Here is a 17,032-nt window from a genome sequence, read left to right on the forward strand (position 1 = left end):
GTTCCCGCCCCCAATAGCAAAATCCCGACACCTGTCATCAGACAAAGCGCCGGGATTTTCAGTTTTTTCAACCTGTCGCGAACCGGGTCAGTTCCCGGCACTCTCCATCTTGCGATGGGCGACAACCTCTTCCAGCCAACCCAGATGCATCTCGGGCACCGAGCTGAGCAGAAGGTCGGTATAATCGTCGAACGGTGGGCTCAGCACCTGGCTTTTGGGACCATAGCGGACCACGCGACCCTGATACATCACCGCGATGCTGTCGCTGATCGCTCGAACCGTCGCCAGATCGTGGGTGATGAACAGATAGGCCACGTCCTCGATCTTTTGCAGGTCAAGCAACAGCTTGAGGATGCCGTCCGCCACAAGTGGATCAAGCGCCGAGGTGACCTCATCACAGATGATCATCTTGGGCTTGGCTGCCAGCGACCGCGCGATACAGACACGCTGTTTCTGACCACCGGACAGCTCGGCCGGATAGCGATCCATGAACTTTTCACCCAGCTCGATCTCATCCAGCAGTTCGATGATCCGCTTGCGCTTTTCCGCGCCGCGCATGTTGAAGTAGAACTCCAAGGGACGCCCGATGATCGTGCCGACGGTCTGGCGTGGGTTCATCGCCACGTCAGCCATCTGATAGATCATCTGCAACTCGCGCAGGTCTTCGCGGGTACGGCCTTTCAGATCGCCACTGAGCTTGCGACCGGCAAAGGTGATCTCACCATCGCGCGGCGGCAGCAGGCCGGTGATTACTCGCGCCAGCGTGGACTTGCCCGAACCGGATTCGCCCACAACAGCCAGCGTTTGCCCCGGATGAAGCTCGACATTTACGTTGTGCAGCACATCGAAATTCAACCCTTTGTAGCGCGCAGTGATGCCGTCGACGCTCAGCACGGGATCTGGTGTGGGTTTCTTTTCTTCGTGCTCGATCGAGCGGACCGAGACCAGAGCCTGCGTATACTCTTCCTGCGGGTTGTTGATGATCTGGTCGGTATTGCCATACTCGACCGTATTGCCCATCCGCAGCACCATGATGTCGTCACTTACCTGCGCCACGACCGCAAGGTCATGGGTGATGTAAAGCGCGGCAACGCCGGTGTCTGCAATGGCCTCTTTAATGGCCATCAGAACGTCGATCTGAGTCGTCACGTCCAGCGCGGTGGTGGGTTCATCGAACACCACCAGATCAGGTTCGGGGCATAGCGCCAGCGCCGTCATGCAACGCTGTAGCTGACCGCCTGAAACCTGGTGCGGATAGCGATCACCAATGTTATCCGGATCGGGCAGACCCAGCTTGGCGAACAGTTCCCGGGCGCGGCCTTCGGCCTCTTTACGGCTGAACTTTTTCTGTTCGACCGCGGCTTCAACCACCTGATCCATGATCTTTTTAGCGGGATTGAAGGAGGCTGCGGCGGATTGGGACACATATGTGACTTCACCCCCGCGCAGCTTGCGGATATCGCCATGCGATGTCTTGAGGATATCGCGCCCGTTGACCCAAACTTCACCACCGGTGATTTCCACGCCACCCCGGCCATAAGCCATCGAGGCCAGGCCGATGGTTGACTTACCGGCACCGGATTCGCCAATTAGCCCCAGCACCTTGCCAGGCGCGAGGTCAAAGCTGACCCCGTGCACGATTTCGATGTCATGGGGTTTTTCACCCGGCGGGTAGACGGTCGCGCCGATTTTGAGGTCGCGGACCTTGAGAAGGGCTTCTGTCATCCCCGGCCTCCTTTCAGCGATGTGGTACGGTTCAGGACCCAGTCAGCCACAAGATTGACCGAGATCGCCAGCGTTGCGATGGCGACAGCAGGGTAAAGCGCTGCGCCGATGCCATAGACGATACCGTCCTTGTTTTCTTTCACGATGCCGCCCCAGTCCGCCAGCGGCGGCTGAACGCCCAGACCCAGGAACGACAGGGTCGAGACAAACAGAACCATGAAGATGAACCGCAGGCCCAGTTCCGCAACCAGCGGCGACAGGGCGTTGGGCAGGATTTCACGAAAGATGACCCAGACCTGGCCCTCACCACGTAGGCGCGCGGCTTCGACATAGTCCATGACCGCAATATCCACGGCAACGGCGCGGGCCAGACGATAGACACGGGTGGCGTCCAACAGGCCCATGACAAGGATCAGAACCGGGATTGTCACCGGCACCATGGCCAGAACAACCAGCGCAAAGATCAGTGTCGGGATTGACATGATCAAATCCACCGCGCGCGACATGACCTGATCGGCCCAACCACCCAGCACCGCGGCCAGGAAACCAAGGATGGACCCGGTCACAAAGCTAAGGATCGTGGCCGCCGTGGCGATAAAGATCGTCGTGCGCCCGCCATAGATCATCCGGCTAAGAAGATCGCGGCCAATGTTGTCGGTACCCAGCCAGAATTGCGAGCTGGACGGCTCCCATACATCTCCCACGACCTCCGCCATGCCATAAGGGGCCAGCAGAGGGGCGAGGAGGGCGATGATGAAGTACAGGGCTGTAAAGGCCAGCCCGATCATTGCAGAGATAGGGATGTTCTTCATTTCGGATGCCTCAGCCTTGGGTTGGCCAGAATGGCAACAATGTCTGCAATCATGTTCAGTCCGATATAGATCGCGGCAAAGATGACGCCGCAGGCCAGAACCACCGGAACGTCACGCTTGGTCACGTGGTCCACAAGGTACTGCCCCATGCCGGGATAGACGAACACCACCTCAACCACGACGACGCCGACGACCAGATAAGCCAGGTTCAGCATCACCACGTTGACGATGGGTGCGACTGCGTTCGGAAACGCGTGGCGGTAGATAACCTGAAAATTGCTCAGACCCTTCAGCTCTGCTGTTTCGACGTAGGCAGACTGCATCACGTTCAGGATCGCGGCGCGGGTCATGCGCATCATATGCGCCAGAACGACCATCGTCAGAACGATAACGGGCAGAGCGATCGAATTCAGCTTTTGCCAAAATGACATGCTGTCATTGATCATCGCCAGAGGCGAGAACATCCCCAGCTTAACAGCAACGAAATAGACCAGCACGTAACCGATCAGAAACTCGGGTATCGAGATAGTGGTGAGTGTAACCGCCGAAATCAGCTTGTCCGGCCAGCGGTTGCGATAACGCACGGCCAGCAGGCCGAGAAAGATGGCCAGCGGAACCGAAATAAGGGCGGCCCAAAAGGCTAGAAACAGCGTGTTGCCCAAACGGCTGCCGACAGACTCGGCAATATCAAGTTTATTGGTTAGAGATTGGCCCAGATCACCCTGAACGATGCCGCCCAGCCATTCGAAATAACGGGTTAGGGCGGGGCGGTTGAGGCCCATTTCCTCGCGCAGGTTTGCCAGCGCCTCGGGGGTTGCAGCTTGGCCTAGGACCGCTTGCGCAGCGTCCCCAGGAAGGGCTTCGGTGAGGCCGAATATCAGAGCCGATGCACCGAAGAGAAGCAGGAGTCCCAGCGCAAGGCGCTGGGAAACCAGTTTGATGATAGGATGCATTATCTGTGGGCCTTATCAGGAGAACCACAATTGACGCGATACCTGACCATTCATCAGTTCAAGACCCGGATTGCTCTCCCAGCCTTCCAGCAGGTTGCTGATACCTTCGACACCGTCATTGAACATTGGACAGATCAGGCCGCCTTCGTCGCGGACCATCATACCCATCTGCGCATACAGCTCTTTGCGTTTTGCAGGATCCAACTCGGCGCGCGCTTGGAAGAGCAGTGCGTCAAATTCAGGAACCTTGTAGCGTGTATCATTCCAATCCGACGTGGACAGGTATGTAGTCGCGTACATCTGATCCTGAACTGGGCGTCCGCTCCAGTACGAGGCGCAGAAGGGCTGAACATTCCAGACTTCGTTCCAGTAGCCGTCACCAGGTTCGCGCTTGATCTCAAGGTTGATGCCCGCCTGAGCTGCCGATTGTTGGAATAAGGCGGCTGCATCTACTGCGCCCGGGAAGGCTACATCCGACGTCCGTAGGATGATTGGTGATCCGTCGTGGCCGGAATTCTTGTAGTGTTCGGCTGCTTTCTCAAGGTCGAACTCGCGCTGAGGCAGAGAGTCGTCGAATAGTGGGTAGGCAGCATTGATCGGCATGTCGTTCCCGACTGAACCATAACCACGCAGGATTTTGTCGACCATTTCCTCGCGGTTGATCGCGTATTTCAGCGCCAGTCGCAGTTCATTGTTGTCGAACGGCGCAGTATCGCAATGCATGATGAACACATAGTGGCCACGTCCGGGGGTTGAGTGAACGGTCAGATTTGGTGCACGCCCCAACAGATCGGCAACTTTTGGTTCGACCCTGTTGATAATCTGGACTTGCCCTGACTGCAGTGCCGCGGTGCGCGCGGTAGCATCGTTGATGACGATGTTCTCAACGGTGTCGAAATATCCATCGTCGTTCCAGTAATTCGCAAATTTCGTGAACAGGTGCCGTACACCGGGTTCGTTTACTTCCACCTGATACGGACCGGTTCCGATTCCGGCGCCGGGGTCATCCATGCCGCCATCTGGTTGAATAACAAGATGATAATCCGCCAGCAGATAGGGAAGGTCGGCGTTTGGTTCAGTCAAGGTGACTTGGAAATTGTTGCCATCAGCTTTCATGGACTCGATGCCCTTCATGATGCCGAGAGCACCAGACTTCGATTCTTCGTTCGAGTGGCGTTCCATGGTCTTAAGTACATCTTCGCTGGTCAGGGTCTTGCCGTTGTGGAACTCAACACCTTCCCGCAGCTTGAAGGTCCAGACCTTGGCATCGGCGCTGCCTTCGACGCTTTCTGCGAGACGCGGTTCGATAGACCCATCCGCCGCAACTTCAACCAGGCCATCGCCGAAGTGACGACCGTTCATATATGGCACTGTGCTTGCATAAGTTGCCGGGTCCAGAGAATTGGTCGACTCGCCACCTTGAAGGCCGAGCTTCAAATCTCCGCCTTTTTTCGGGCCCGCCGCACGCGCGGCATCTGCAAACATGGTGCTTGCCACCGCTGCGGTGACACCCAAAGCCGCCGCTTTCCCCATGAATTCGCGGCGGGTCAGCTTGCCCGCTGTGACCTGCTTGGTCATGTGAGTGAGTTGTTCGTTCATTCAAAGATCTCCCAGTTGATTGGATTGTTCGTCCTTTGCGGACTTTTTATTGACGCATGAGTCAAAGTAGGCGCATTTCGGTCAGCCGAGCAAGGGTAAATGTCTGTCTCAATCCGGCGAATGATTTATATTTGATCGCGTGAAATGGTATCCTCCACCTGCTTTGTTGATAGCAAGCATTCACCATCAAAGGCATTCATTTCTGCCAAGGGGTAGAATGTCGGTTCTTCTTCCTGCAATTCGCAAGACGTCCCCGTTCTCAAATCGATACCAATCCGACTGATTTCCTGCCTGCGGCGGCACTATTCATGGCTTTGATTGCCCCGAACATTTCCCAGACCGAGCAGCGCCACCAATTGTTGTCTAGCGCTTGGCGGGTGTAAACTTCTCTTATCAGGTCTTCACTGCTGTCATTGCCGCGCATATCCAAACGAATGTGACCACAGCCGTGTTCCGCGAACCGCAAAGGGGCCAGCGTATCCCATATCGAGACGCCGTCGCGTTTCTCAAAAAGCAGAATGCCAAAAATGGCGGGGGCAGAGGTTTTCAGAGCATCCGAGGGGCGGGACACGCGGGCCGACCGGCGACAATCATCGCGCATACTAGTGCCTACGTTGGAAAGGTCTTGCATGTTGTGTAGCGCGTTTGAGGGCGGCGTCATTCGGATATTGTCCGGGTGTTTTATAACCCGGGCAGTCCGAAAACCGTCAAATCATGTGCGGATCGCGACAAGCAAGTCCATCACGTTTGTTCCGGTCGGACCCGTCAACAGCAAGGCGCCCACGCGATCCAGATAGCTGCCGCTGTCTGCCTGTTGTAACGCCCACTCGGCGCTGTCGCCCCAAGTGGTGCCGTCGACGACAGCTCCGGCGGCTTGCGTCGGCCCGTCTGTGCCGTCGGTGCCGCCGACTACCACCGTGAATCCGTCGTACCCTGCAATCTCGCGCGCGAGTGCCAGTGCCAGCGCCTGATTGCGCCCGCCGCGCCCCGGATTGTCAGGTAGTACGACGGTTGGTTCACCGCCGAAGATCAATGCCCCTTTAGGCATGGTGCGGATACGTTCGCCAAGCGCTTCGGCAATTTTCAGGAAATCATCGTGCAGGCATTCTTCGTTGGCGTGTACCGGGATGCCGTCGTCTTTTGCCAATTCAGCAGCGGCTGCGCGGGCGTGGGCGTTTGAAGCCACGATTTGAGTCGTCGCCGCAAAATCAACCTTACCCGGCAGCGCTCCGATGCCCGACCCGACAACATTCAGATCATCGCCCGGTACATCCGAAATCGCCAAAACGGTCGCCCTGTTACCCTGGAAATGAGACAGCAACCCGCCTCCCTTGATCCGCGACAGCGTGCGCCGTTCCGCATTCATCGTGGAGATGTCCAGCCCTTCGGACAGCAGCTTTTTGTTCAGCCGTTCCAGATCATCCAGTGTCTTACCCGGCAGCAAATCCTCGGCCAGCGAGGATGCCCCGCCCGAAACCAGCAACAACAGATGCGAGCCCGGCTTCATTGCCTCAACCGCTTCGCGCAAGGCTTGACCTCCCTGAAGACTGCGCGCGTCCGGAACGGGGTGCGAAGCCTCGATCACTGTGACATAATCCGGCAGATCGCGCCCGTGGTCGTCCTTGGTGACAACCAATGTTGGGCGCGGGCCGAAATGCTCAAGGGCCGCACGGGCCATAGCGGCGGCGGGTTTGCCGACGGCTAGTATCTGATCGGGCTCAGGGATGTCCTGCAAAACCTTGGTGGTCGCTGCGTGGCCGCCTACGGCGTCGACCCCGGCCTGCCAGATGCGAATTGCCTGTTCTTTCCTGTCCATCAGCTTTCCATCCAAATAGTGACGGGCCCGTCATTGACCAGTTCCACGGCCATGTCAGCACCGAATTGTCCGGTCTCTACCGGCACGCCATGCGCCTGCAACCGCTGGGCAAAGACCTCATACAGGTGTTTGCCAACATCCGACGCGGCGGCCTCGGAAAACCCCGGCCTGTTGCCGCGTGATGTATCGGCGGCCAGAGTGAACTGGCTGATCACCAGCGCGGACCCTTCGATATCTTTCACGGACCGGTTCATTTTACCGGCTTCATCTTTGAAGATGCGCAGCTTAGAGACCTTAGCGGCAAGCTGATCTGCCTTGGCTTCGTCATCGCCCTGCATGGCGCAAACCAAAATCATCAGCCCGGACCCGGTCTGACCGATCACCTGACCGTCAACCGAAACCTTGGCCTGCGAAACTCGTTGTAGAACAGCGCGCAAAATCGTTCTCCGCTTGGTGTGGTTGTCATCCGACCCAGTTTACGATCTCACTCAGATCGGCGCGGTCGGTGCGAAAGCTGTTGGCGGGATGATCTGTATCCGCATAGCCAAAGGAAATCGCGCATAAAATCAACCGGTCTTCCGGGATGTCGAAAAACCTGCGCAGGAACGGGCTGTAGGTGGCAAGTGCGGCCTGCGGGATTGTGGCGATGCCAAGCGCCTGCGCGGCCAGTGAAAATGCGGTGATGAACCCGCCGCAATCCAGCGCGCCATAGGTGCCAAGCTCGGCCGGGCTTGTGACGATGGCGCAATGGGGTGCCCCGAACAGAGAGAAATTCTGCATCATCTGCCGGGCCGAAGCAGTGCGGTCACCGCGCTCAACCCCGACAGCCTCGTACAAAGCCCAACCACAGGTTCGACGGCGATCTTGATATACACCGGAATAAGAGGTTGGAAAGGGAATGTCGGGGCAGGGGGTGCCCGTTGCGGCCTCGGCCTGTATGGCCGTGCGAAACCGGTCTGTTTCTGCGCCGCTGGTGATAGTGACGTGCCAGGGTTGAGCGTTGCACCAGCTAGGCACACGCGCGGCGCTGTTCAGGATTTGTTTGATCTGATCCTTGGGCACCGGATCGGAGCGAAAGGCCCGGCAGGAATACCGCGAGGCCAGCAACCGGTTCAGATCGGATAGGGTCACTCTGGCCTCTCCCCTTAGGCGTCGACGCCGTGGAGGATGGCGTCAGACTGACAGAAGTTCAAGCGCTAACATTGTCTGATTTCAGCGTTATCACTGTTGGCCGGTTGCCATCAGATACCCGACGCCTGCCGCCACAAGCAGACCCAGAATAACGGCAAGGGTGATCTTGATGGCGGACCAGGGGCGCTCTCCCTGAACGCGGCCCGTGCGTCCGTTCACGACGAACCGATAGGTCTGCCCACGGTATTTGTAGGCCGCCATCCAGACCGGCAGCAGGATATGTTTGAAGGTCACGTTTCGCACATCGGTGTCAATCGCGTGTATCCGCTGACGGTCGCCACCGATATCAAAGCGCACGTCGCGTTCGATCACCCGCGCCATGTACCCGCGGGCCTCGGTGTAGCCCTCCTGCAGTTCCACGGTGTAGGCCTCGGCGCGGAATCCGGCCAGATATTCTGGCTGATAAGGTTCCAACGCCGGCAGGTCCCAGGGCTCCAATGCGTCGGTATAGCTTTTGGGCAAAGACTGTGATGCCAGCACCAACACGTCGTCAAAGAATCGCGCGACCCGCCCGGATTTCGGAGACCACCGCACCTTGGGCACTTGCTGTTGCACGCGCTTGCCGTCGCGCATGACGGTGCGGGTCTCGTAATAAACAACGCCCCGCTCACCGCGATAATTGGACGTAGTGTCCGCATCAAAAGTCCAATACGGCACATAGATGCCCTGCATTTTGCGACCTTTGCGGGCATATTCTTTCAACCCGTTGGGCGCGAACCAGAGCCGTCCCAGCCAATCCCCCATCGCCTTGTGCGCCGTGCGTTCATCCAGCGCAAAGGGCAGCACACCGCGCGGTTTGATATGCCGGTTGACGCCGGTATCCGTTACTACGGGCGTCGCGCAGAACGGGCATTCGGCGGCGTGGGTGGCGGGGTCGAACTCGACCTGAGCCGCGCAATTGGGGCAGGACAGAACACGCGTTTCCTCGATCTCGCTGTCCGGAAGCTGTTCCGCGATGGCGGCGTTGAAATCCAGTTCTTTCAAACTGGCACCGCCCCAGGGGCCTGCGCCAATCGCTTCGGAATGCCCGCAATGGTCACAGGTCAGTGAGCCATCGCCGGGGTTGAAACGGTAGTCTGAGCCGCATTGCTCGCAGGGAAATCTGTGTTCTTCGTTCATCGTGTAGCCTTATTCTTACGCCGGTGACTGGCGCATTAGGCTCCAGGCGGTGGCGGCGGCAGGATGGTGAACAGCTGCGCCAGTTCCTGCACGTCTCCGGCCTTTTTCCAACCGTCCTGACCGGCGGTCCAGACATGGGTGTCGCGGGTGATCTCTCCGTCCGTTGCCATACGTCCCATCTTGGCTTTCGAGAACGGCCCACTGGTCTGCCCGTCCACCGCGATGTGCCACACATGTTCGACCGGGGGCGGAGGCGGCGGTGCGGCATGTGCTGCCGGTTGCGGTGCAGCGGGGGCGGAACTGCCCCACGGGCCGCTGGGTTGACCCGCTGCCATATTCGACATCTGTTGCGCCATCGCCATTCCCATACCCATGCCAAGCCCGGCGCCCATGCCGCCGCCTTGACCGGGGTTGTTGGCCGCGGCCGTCATCGCCTCGGCTGCTGAATATTGGGTAAACTTACCCAGATCGCCCGCCAACCCCATCGAAGTGCGCTTATCCAATGCCGCCTCAACTGCAGGCGGAAGTGAGATGTTTTCAATGTAGAATTCCGGCATCTCCAGACCGTAGCCATCCAGCACTGGGGAAACCTCGGCTGCAATCAGCTTGCCCAGATCGGCGGTGTTTGCGGCCATGTCCAGAACCGGAATGCCTGATCCGGCGATCACTCGGCTGAATTCCTGCACGATGATGTTGCGGATCTGAAAGCTGATCTCATCCATCGTGAATTCACCGTCGGTGCCCACGATCTCGATCAGGAACTTCGCCGCATCCTTTACCCGAACTGTATAAGTGCCAAAAGCCCGGATGCGCGTCGGGCCGAATTCGGGGTCCCGCAGCATGATCGGGTTCTTGGTGCCCCATTTCAGGTCATTGAATCGGGTCGTATTGACGAAATAGATCTCGGACTTGAAGGGCGACTGAAAGCCATGATCCCAGTGCTGCAAGGTTGTCATGATCGGCATGTTGTTGGTCTCAAGCATATAGAGACCGGGCGTGAATACATCCGCCAACTGCCCTTCATGCACGAACACGGCGGCTTGACCTTCGCGCACCGTCAGCTTAGCGCCGTACTTGATTTCATGGCCCTCACGCTCGAACCGCCAGACCATCGTATCTCGGGTGTCGTCGACCCAGTGAATGACATCAATAAATTCTCCGGTCAGAAAATCGAAAATACCCATTTGGGGTCTCCTTTCCTTGGGCTCAGAGCTGCTGGCCCATCAATTCGCGTGCAATGATCCGCACCACGGGGCGGGCGTCATCCGCCGTCACCCCGGGCTGAAGGCGCGGGTCGTAAAGCATGGTCAGTAGTTTTTCGTCATGGCTGGTCAGCAGCGCAAACTCATCATCGTCGTTGAAAATCGAAGGCCGCGCTGCGGGGCTGTCGTTTGGAAGGCCAAGTCCCTGCGCAATTTCTTCGTGGATGCAACTCAACCGCAGCAGATTGGGCAGTTCTGCACGTATGTAAGCTACGGCACGGATTACGGTATTGGTGTCCTCTTGGCCGGAAAACGTAAAGACAAAACAATAAAACGGCCGGTCCAGCGTCCTCAGCAAATTCAACCTGTCATCAGGGATACCCGGAACAAGTGATTTTAATCTATCCTGAGCGTAAGCCACGTCGTCCTGACCTGCTATGAAAACAAGAAAGTTCCCGTCACCATTTACACTTCGAACGTTGTGCCCGGTCGCTTTTTGCAGCCGTTTGGCATAGTTTTGAATGGTTTGCCGATCAGCTTCGCGGCTTTCCATAGAAACGCTCGGACCAAACTCAGTCCTGATGCGGATTGGGCTCTTCCAGCGATTTAACTTAATCTCGCTCGGGCCGCTGACAAATGCGGCGGATTTGCCGGAGTGTTCGTTGATGAAAGCAATTTTGCCAAAATTGCGGGCTAAATCATCAGCGTCATACGGTGTGTCAGGGCCTCCTCCGTCTGTTCGCAGCAAACCGCGGGTCAGCAGGTCCCGCTCGACCCGCTGATAGAACCGGGCCAGGTCCTGACTGGCAGCGGATGGGGGGACATAGGCATTGGCGGCAGGCGCCACTGCCTCTGGGCGCGGTTGCGGAACGACAGAGGATGTCAGCGTTTCATCGCAATTGGCCAGAGCCAACAGCAATAGAAAGCCCATGACCGGCTTCAGATATCCCGAAAACCGCACCCTTCGCCCGCCGTCAGCCCGGTACTGCCGTACCGGCATTGTCGCCAATACCATCCTTGCGGGCTTTGGCCGCGGCCAGCGTATCGCGCAGTTCGGCCTCCATCTTCTGAAGCTCTTGCTCGGCGGCGGCACGCTTGGCCTTGCCCTCGTCGGCAATGGCCAGACTTTCATTGATGGTGCCGATCAGGTCGGCATTGGCTTGTTTGACCGCTTCGATATCGAACACGCCGCGTTCCATTTCCTCGCGGATCATCTTGTTCGATTCACGCAAGTTCGCAGCATTCGAAGTCAGCAATTCGTTGGTCAGGTCATTTGCATCGCGCACGGCCGAGGCGGCCTCGGCGCTGCGTTGGATGGTCACGGCTTGGGCCAGCTGGGTTTCCCACAGTGGTACAGTATTAACCAGCGTCGAGTTGATCTTGGTCACCAACGACTTGTCGTTCTCCTGAACCAACCGGATCGAGGGCAACGATTGCATTGTCACCTGCCGCGTCAGTTTCAAGTCATGCACGCGGCGTTCCAGATCGTCCCGCGCGGCGCGCATGTCGCGCAGCTCCTGCGCTTTCATCACTTGTTGATCCTCGGGTGCAGCCTGAACCTCAGCCTCTTTTTCAGGGATATCCTGGCTGTCCAGTTCAGTCAGCTTTTCCTCGCCCGCCGCGATATAAAGCGCCAGCTCATCGTAGAAACCAAGGGTCTTTTCATACAGCAAGTCCAGTGACTTGATATCTTTCAACAGCGTGTGTTCATGACCCAGCAAGTCGTCAGTGATCCTGTCGATCTGGCTCTGAACTTCTTCGTATTGTGCGGTAAACTTGGCGAAGGGCGCAGCTTTGCCGATCAGCTTTTCCCACCAGCTGCGTTCACGGCGCACATCCAGTTCACTGACCGAAAAGCCCCGGATCGAGGTGACGATATCGCGCAGGCTGTCACCAGCGGGCCCCACATCCTTGTTGCGCACATCTGCCAGCATGGCCTGGCTGATTTCCTGCAATTCTGCCTGAGCGGACGAACCGAATGATACGATCGAATTCGTGTTGCTCATATCCAGCTCGTCCATGCGTTTGCGGATTTCAGCGCCGACAGGGTCGTCTGCGTCTTCCAGCGAGATGACTTCGGCCGTGGGTTCAGGCAACGCAACGGCGGTCACTTCCTGTACCAGCGTTTCTGCTTCGACCGCCTTGTTCTTGATTTCATCGGACATGGGGTAATCCTTTCTCAAAAAATGGGCCGGTTAGTCCAACCGGACGCCTTCGCGCTGCAGCCGTTCGCGCAACACGTCAATTTCGACCGTCAGATCACTACGGTCATCCAATAACATCTTGCGGGTGCGGGCCGCGAAATTCTGTTCCAGATCGTCCAGCAGGGACGAATAGTCGGCCAGTGCCTGCGCATCCCGCGTGCGGGCATAGACATCAGCAAACTTCACCGTCGCATCACGGGCACCCTGCAGGTAGACAGTCAGGTATTTGCGGGCACCGGCCAGATCGCGCGGGTCTTCCTCGACTGTTCGGAACAGATCGCGGGCGGTGTCCTGAAACCGTTCGACACGCGCTTCGATCCGGCGGTCGCCCGCACGTTTGATGGCGTCGGTCATCTCTGTCAGATGGGTTTCGGCATCTTCAACCACACGGGCCACGCGGTCTTGCTGAAAGGTATCGATCCCTTCCATGCCCTTGTCTTTCATCGGGTCCAGACCGAAGGACACGGAATGCAGGACCGTTGCCACCGCTCCGAACAGGATCGGGGCCAGCAGGCCGGCCTGAGCAGCAGTTTCGGCATCCAGGTATTCCGTCCGGTACGCGGCCACAGCGACACCAATACCGGTCAACACGCTAGCGAATATCTTGCGTGGAAAGGCAGGGCGTCTCGCGGTGCGACGTGTGTTAAATTCGGCCTCGGCGCGCAACCCTTCGCGCAACAGAAAGGCAGCGGCGGTCAGCAGGCCAGCGGCGACCAGCCCAATCGTCATCCCGACTGCACCATCGTTTAACGACAGAAACACCAGGGGAATGGCAGGCAGAAACAGGATATTGGCCCGTGCACCTGCCGGTTCGACGCGCGCGCCATGAAATTGCCCGCGCTGCGGTTGGTCGTCGTCAGAGCTGCCGCCTTCGGGGCTGAATTTTCCGCCATACCGCTTAGCCATGCGCTATAGCCCCCCCAGCACACCGGTGCAAACACCAAACATCAGCACAAGAAGGGCCGCATAGGCCAGTTTTTGCACTCCGGTCCCTGACATGGCGTTCCCCCGTGGAATAACTTACGGAAAATTTAGGCGATACGTGGGCTTGGCGCTAGGGGGAAGGTTGCTAAACCCGCGTCACTTGCGAGATTTCTTGCCGACCGGCGGTCGTTTTCGTTGCGGACGAGCAGGGCGTTTGGGTTTGGTTTCGGGCTCAGGGTCCAGACCCAGTTGGTCGCGCATAACGCGGCGGCGGATCTCTTCAACCTCGCCGGGTTTCAGACTGCCCAGCTGGAACGGTCCGTAAGATACCCGTAGCAGGCGGTTCACGGCATAGCCGATATCCTCCATTGCGCGGCGAATCTCACGGTTCTTGCCTTCGCGCAGGCCGATGGTCAGCCATGCGTTTGCGCCTTGCTGGCGGTCCAGAGACACGTCCATCGGCAGAAAGCGTTCTCCGTCGATCACAAGCCCCTTGCGCAGCGGCGCAAAGTCTTCGTCCTTGGGGCGGCCATTCACACGAACACGGTATTTGCGCAGCCAACCGGTCGAAGGCAGCTCAAGCTTGCGTTTGATGCCGCCGTCATTGGTCAGTAGCAGCAACCCTTCGGAATTCAGGTCAAGCCGACCCACGCTCATGACGCGGGGCATATCCTCGGGCAGGTTGTCGAAAATGGTGGCGCGGCCTTTTTCGTCGCGGGTCGTTGTCACCAGACCGGACGGCTTATGATACAGCCACAGACGCGAGGGTTCGGGTTCCGACACAGGTTTGCCGTCGACGACGATCTTGTCTTTGGCGGTCACGTTTAGGGCTGGGCTATCAATAACCTTGCCATTCACTGCCACGCGGCCAGCTTCGATCATGCGTTCCGCTTCACGGCGCGAGGCAACGCCCGCGCGGGCCAGCACTTTGGCGATCCGGTCGCCGGGAGGAGGGGTTTTTGTCATCCGCAGCCCATAGCGCATCCCGCCCGCTTGCGAAAGACAGGTTTCTGATGCAGTCAGAGGCATGACGTTCAAATCACATATGGATAAGGCGTTGGTCGAGGCGCGCGCTGCGGCAGATCGCGGAGAGGTTCCGGTTGGGGCCGTAATTGTCGCGCCTGACGGCCGGATCGTGGCTGCGGCGGGCAACCGGACACGCGAAATGAACGACCCCACTGCCCATGCCGAGATTCTGGCCCTGCGCACAGCCTGCGCCGAGGCCGGGTCCGAACGGCTGCCGGATCATGACCTTTACGTCACGCTGGAACCCTGCGCCATGTGTGCGGCAGCTTTGGCCGCGGCGCGTATCCGGCGCATTTATTATGGGGCTGCCGATCCTAAATCTGGCGGTGTGGCACATGGTGCGCGGGTTTTCACCCACACACAGGCGCACCATGTCCCCGAGATTTACGACGGCATCGCAGCTCAAGAAGCCGCCGATCTTCTGAGAGCCTTCTTCGCTGCACGCCGTGATATTAAAGAGTGATAGGTTTCATCAACTCAGGTTCGATCACGTCCACCCCCGGCAACCCATCAATCAGCGCCTGAGCAGACTGTTCCAGAATTGGGAAAGTTTTGTAGTGACAGGGAATCACCGTCTTGAAGTTGAAATACCGTCTGGCCGCATAGGCCGTGCCTTTCATGTCCATGGTGAAATGTCCGCCTGCTGACAGGATGCCGATGTCGGGTTTGTAGTAATCGCCCATCCACTCCATATCCGCCATGATGTCGGTGTCCCCTGACACGTAAAGCATGTGACCTTCCGAGGCGATCATGAAGCCGACCTCGCTGCCTCCGGTCCGCAGGCCGTCCGGCGTTGAAAAGGTCGAGCTGTGCGAGGCAGGCACCATGGATACCTTGACCCCGTTCAAATCCACTGTGCCGCCTTTGTTGAAGCCGACGGTTTCCAGCCCTTCGGTCTCGCTCCAATACCCCATCAGGTCGTATTGGCCGACCACGGGAACCTTCAGATGCTTGGCCAGCGACACCACGTCTGCGACGTGATCGAAATGTGTGTGCGTCAGCAGAATGTGCGTCGCACCATCCAGCGCATTGTCATGGTGGTCCTCGGACAACACCGGGTTACCGGTCAGCCACGGGTCGATCAACAGCACCTGCCCGCCGGTTTCAATACGGAAACTGCCGTGGCCCAGCCAGATGATATTCATTGAAAAAATCCTCCTGATCATACTGTTGGCATCAACCTAGCATCGGCTATGTAAAAGTGCATGGACTGGTTTCAGGAAGTTGACGGCTATTGTGAGCGTCTGTCGCCCGCCTATTGGGCCGAGCCGATCAACGCTGTGACAAACGCGGCGTTTCTGATCGCGGCGTTTGTTATATGGCGGCGCGTTCGGGGGCGGGGGATGCCGCTGGCAATGGCGCTTGTGGCCATTCTGGCTACCATCGGTGTTGGCAGTTTTCTGTTCCATACCCATGCGCAGACCTGGGCGGCTATGGCGGATGTCGTGCCGATCCTGCTGTACATTCTGGTCTATATCTTTGCCATCAACCGGGATGTCTGGCGGTTTAGACCGATGATCGCGGCAATCTTGACGGCCCTGTTCATACCTTACGCGGCGCTGACCGTGCCCGTGTTCCAACTTGTTCCGGGGCTGGGTGGATCAGCGGCTTACGCTCCTGTTCCGCTGCTGATCCTGATTTATGCATTCCTGCTGCGCAATCGGGCGCCGGATACAGCGCAGGGACTGGCCATCGGGGCGGTGATCCTTATCGTCTCGATTGCATTTCGTGCGCTCGATGACCCCATTTGTGCGCAGGTGCCGCTGGGCACGCATTTCATGTGGCACATCCTGAACGCCACCATGCTGGGATGGATGATCGAGGTCTATCGTAGGCATCTGGCGCGCGTGTCTCAGACCTGAAACGCCGCGGCCAGATGTTCCGGGAGGTTAAATTCGGACAGCACCCGCGTCCGTCCGTCGCCTGACATCTTGCGCGCGGTTTTCTCCACAATGCGTTGAATTTTCTCGACCGAGTGTTTTTCCGCGAAAGGCGCGAAATACCACTTGAGGAAAACGAAACAGATGACGTCTTCTAGCGCCTGAACCTCGTCATCGCGCTTGATGCCCTGTTTGCGCAGCATGCGACCGGCGGATTCGGCCTCGTCTTTGCTGTATCCAGCTTGCTCCATCAATCCCATGACAATCTCGGCATGATGTTCAGCCTGTGCCTTGCGCCAGGTCAGGTATCCGGTTCGGCCTTCGGGGTATTCGCTGCGCGCCAGCTTCCAGCGTTCCACATGCTGACCGCGTGCCGCGATCTGCAATGGGTCCGACGCGTCTGGAAACAACCGGTCCAACTCGGCGCTCATCCTCTGGCCGTATAACAGGGCAGCGGGTTGGCCTTCTTCGATTGTGGGGTCTTGCCTGTTGGCCGCATCTATTGCGTCCAGAACCGCTTGCTTGCGTGCGCTCATTTTCTGCTCCGTTGGCTTTTGCCGGATTTGCAATGCATTCCGGCG

General features: G+C 58.1%; 17 protein-coding genes and 1 pseudogene. 2 read left to right on the forward strand and 16 right to left on the reverse strand.

Annotated elements, in window-relative coordinates; all coding sequences use genetic code 11:
• Positions 1-87 precede the first annotated feature (87 nt).
• From ACR0JB_RS00835 to ACR0JB_RS00900, 14 genes and pseudogenes are all read right to left on the reverse strand, one after another.
• The gene (locus ACR0JB_RS00835) at positions 88-1,725 is read right to left on the reverse strand and encodes an ABC transporter ATP-binding protein (protein ID WP_170347926.1); all 1,638 of its coding nucleotides are present in this window, start codon (positions 1,723-1,725) and stop codon (positions 88-90) included.
• Positions 1,722-2,537 carry an ABC transporter permease gene (locus tag ACR0JB_RS00840; protein ID WP_170347927.1) on the reverse strand — a complete coding sequence of 272 codons (816 nt, stop codon included), beginning with the start codon at positions 2,535-2,537 and terminating at the stop codon, positions 1,722-1,724. Before ACR0JB_RS00840 ends, ACR0JB_RS00835 begins: the two co-directional genes overlap by 4 nt.
• Positions 2,534-3,490 carry an ABC transporter permease gene (locus tag ACR0JB_RS00845; RefSeq protein WP_170395524.1) on the reverse strand — a complete coding sequence of 319 codons (957 nt, stop codon included), beginning with the start codon at positions 3,488-3,490 and terminating at the stop codon, positions 2,534-2,536. Before ACR0JB_RS00845 ends, ACR0JB_RS00840 begins: the two co-directional genes overlap by 4 nt.
• Positions 3,491-3,505: 15 nt before the next feature.
• A complete protein-coding gene (locus ACR0JB_RS00850; protein WP_170395526.1) occupies positions 3,506-5,089 on the reverse strand; it encodes an ABC transporter substrate-binding protein in 1,584 nt (527 codons plus the stop codon).
• A gap of 259 nt (positions 5,090-5,348) precedes the next feature.
• Positions 5,349-5,750: a hypothetical protein gene (locus ACR0JB_RS00855; RefSeq protein ID WP_170504623.1), complete on the reverse strand. Its 402-nt coding sequence runs from the start codon at positions 5,748-5,750 to the stop codon at positions 5,349-5,351.
• Positions 5,751-5,801: 51 nt separating this feature from the next.
• A complete protein-coding gene (locus ACR0JB_RS00860) occupies positions 5,802-6,905 on the reverse strand; it encodes a DUF4147 domain-containing protein (protein WP_170395530.1) in 1,104 nt (367 codons plus the stop codon).
• Positions 6,905-7,342: a D-aminoacyl-tRNA deacylase gene (dtd, locus tag ACR0JB_RS00865; protein WP_170395532.1), complete on the reverse strand. Its 438-nt coding sequence runs from the start codon at positions 7,340-7,342 to the stop codon at positions 6,905-6,907. Before dtd ends, ACR0JB_RS00860 begins: the two co-directional genes overlap by 1 nt.
• Before the next feature lie 25 nt (positions 7,343-7,367).
• Positions 7,368-8,036: a nitroreductase gene (locus ACR0JB_RS00870; protein ID WP_170395534.1), complete on the reverse strand. Its 669-nt coding sequence runs from the start codon at positions 8,034-8,036 to the stop codon at positions 7,368-7,370.
• 90 nt (positions 8,037-8,126) lie between these two features.
• Positions 8,127-9,215, reverse strand: coding sequence for a TFIIB-type zinc finger domain-containing protein (locus tag ACR0JB_RS00875; RefSeq protein WP_170395536.1), 1,089 nt, complete (start codon positions 9,213-9,215; stop codon positions 8,127-8,129).
• Positions 9,216-9,250: 35 nt separating this feature from the next.
• On the reverse strand, positions 9,251-10,399 hold the full coding sequence (locus tag ACR0JB_RS00880; protein WP_170360424.1) for an SPFH domain-containing protein: 1,149 nt from the start codon (positions 10,397-10,399) through the stop codon (positions 9,251-9,253).
• 22 nt (positions 10,400-10,421) lie between these two features.
• Positions 10,422-11,348, reverse strand: a complete 927-nt coding sequence (locus ACR0JB_RS00885) for a DUF2927 domain-containing protein (protein WP_170395907.1) — start codon at positions 11,346-11,348, stop codon at positions 10,422-10,424.
• 43 nt (positions 11,349-11,391) lie between these two features.
• The gene (locus tag ACR0JB_RS00890) at positions 11,392-12,582 is read right to left on the reverse strand and encodes a toxic anion resistance protein (protein WP_170347936.1); all 1,191 of its coding nucleotides are present in this window, start codon (positions 12,580-12,582) and stop codon (positions 11,392-11,394) included.
• A gap of 30 nt (positions 12,583-12,612) precedes the next feature.
• Positions 12,613-13,527, reverse strand: coding sequence for a 5-bromo-4-chloroindolyl phosphate hydrolysis family protein (locus tag ACR0JB_RS00895; RefSeq protein WP_170516532.1), 915 nt, complete (start codon positions 13,525-13,527; stop codon positions 12,613-12,615).
• A 177-nt stretch (positions 13,528-13,704) separates the two neighbouring features.
• Positions 13,705-14,511 (reverse strand): annotated as a pseudogene (locus ACR0JB_RS00900) (pseudouridine synthase); the annotation flags it as partial.
• Between the two features lie 61 nt (positions 14,512-14,572).
• Between ACR0JB_RS00900 and ACR0JB_RS00905 the strand changes: the two are divergent.
• Complete coding sequence (locus ACR0JB_RS00905) at positions 14,573-15,034, forward strand: nucleoside deaminase (RefSeq protein WP_170347939.1); 462 nt, start codon at positions 14,573-14,575, stop codon at positions 15,032-15,034.
• Here ACR0JB_RS00905 and ACR0JB_RS00910 read toward each other — a convergent pair.
• Positions 15,024-15,716, reverse strand: a complete 693-nt coding sequence (locus ACR0JB_RS00910) for a metal-dependent hydrolase (protein ID WP_170504632.1) — start codon at positions 15,714-15,716, stop codon at positions 15,024-15,026. The genes ACR0JB_RS00905 and ACR0JB_RS00910 overlap by 11 nt on opposite strands.
• A 60-nt stretch (positions 15,717-15,776) precedes the next feature.
• Here ACR0JB_RS00910 and ACR0JB_RS00915 point away from each other — a divergent pair, with 60 nt between their 5' ends.
• Positions 15,777-16,433: a ceramidase domain-containing protein gene (locus ACR0JB_RS00915; protein WP_170504635.1), complete on the forward strand. Its 657-nt coding sequence runs from the start codon at positions 15,777-15,779 to the stop codon at positions 16,431-16,433.
• On the opposite strand, the gene ACR0JB_RS00920 is transcribed toward ACR0JB_RS00915, so the two are convergent.
• On the reverse strand, positions 16,424-16,987 hold the full coding sequence (locus ACR0JB_RS00920) for a DUF4202 domain-containing protein (RefSeq protein ID WP_170504639.1): 564 nt from the start codon (positions 16,985-16,987) through the stop codon (positions 16,424-16,426). The two genes, ACR0JB_RS00915 and ACR0JB_RS00920, sit on opposite strands and share 10 nt — an antisense overlap.
• Positions 16,988-17,032: the final 45 nt, after the last annotated feature.

Source organism: Ruegeria sp. BI7 (genome assembly GCF_056537925.1).

Coding starts and splice junctions, on each gene's coding strand:
- ACR0JB_RS00915 (WP_170504635.1), top strand. CDS start 15,777: ATGGACTGGTTTCAGGAAGTTGACGGCTATTGTGAGCGTCTGTCGCCC.
- ACR0JB_RS00920 (WP_170504639.1), bottom strand. CDS start 16,987: ATGAGCGCACGCAAGCAAGCGGTTCTGGACGCAATAGATGCGGCCAAC.
- ACR0JB_RS00835 (WP_170347926.1), bottom strand. CDS start 1,725: ATGACAGAAGCCCTTCTCAAGGTCCGCGACCTCAAAATCGGCGCGACC.
- ACR0JB_RS00890 (WP_170347936.1), bottom strand. CDS start 12,582: ATGTCCGATGAAATCAAGAACAAGGCGGTCGAAGCAGAAACGCTGGTA.
- ACR0JB_RS00895 (WP_170516532.1), bottom strand. CDS start 13,527: ATGGCTAAGCGGTATGGCGGAAAATTCAGCCCCGAAGGCGGCAGCTCT.
- ACR0JB_RS00880 (WP_170360424.1), bottom strand. CDS start 10,399: ATGGGTATTTTCGATTTTCTGACCGGAGAATTTATTGATGTCATTCAC.
- ACR0JB_RS00855 (WP_170504623.1), bottom strand. CDS start 5,750: ATGACGCCGCCCTCAAACGCGCTACACAACATGCAAGACCTTTCCAAC.
- ACR0JB_RS00910 (WP_170504632.1), bottom strand. CDS start 15,716: ATGAATATCATCTGGCTGGGCCACGGCAGTTTCCGTATTGAAACCGGC.
- ACR0JB_RS00840 (WP_170347927.1), bottom strand. CDS start 2,537: ATGAAGAACATCCCTATCTCTGCAATGATCGGGCTGGCCTTTACAGCC.
- ACR0JB_RS00845 (WP_170395524.1), bottom strand. CDS start 3,490: ATGCATCCTATCATCAAACTGGTTTCCCAGCGCCTTGCGCTGGGACTC.
- ACR0JB_RS00905 (WP_170347939.1), top strand. CDS start 14,573: ATGACGTTCAAATCACATATGGATAAGGCGTTGGTCGAGGCGCGCGCT.
- ACR0JB_RS00860 (WP_170395530.1), bottom strand. CDS start 6,905: ATGGACAGGAAAGAACAGGCAATTCGCATCTGGCAGGCCGGGGTCGAC.
- ACR0JB_RS00885 (WP_170395907.1), bottom strand. CDS start 11,348: ATGGGCTTTCTATTGCTGTTGGCTCTGGCCAATTGCGATGAAACGCTG.
- ACR0JB_RS00850 (WP_170395526.1), bottom strand. CDS start 5,089: ATGAACGAACAACTCACTCACATGACCAAGCAGGTCACAGCGGGCAAG.
- ACR0JB_RS00875 (WP_170395536.1), bottom strand. CDS start 9,215: ATGAACGAAGAACACAGATTTCCCTGCGAGCAATGCGGCTCAGACTAC.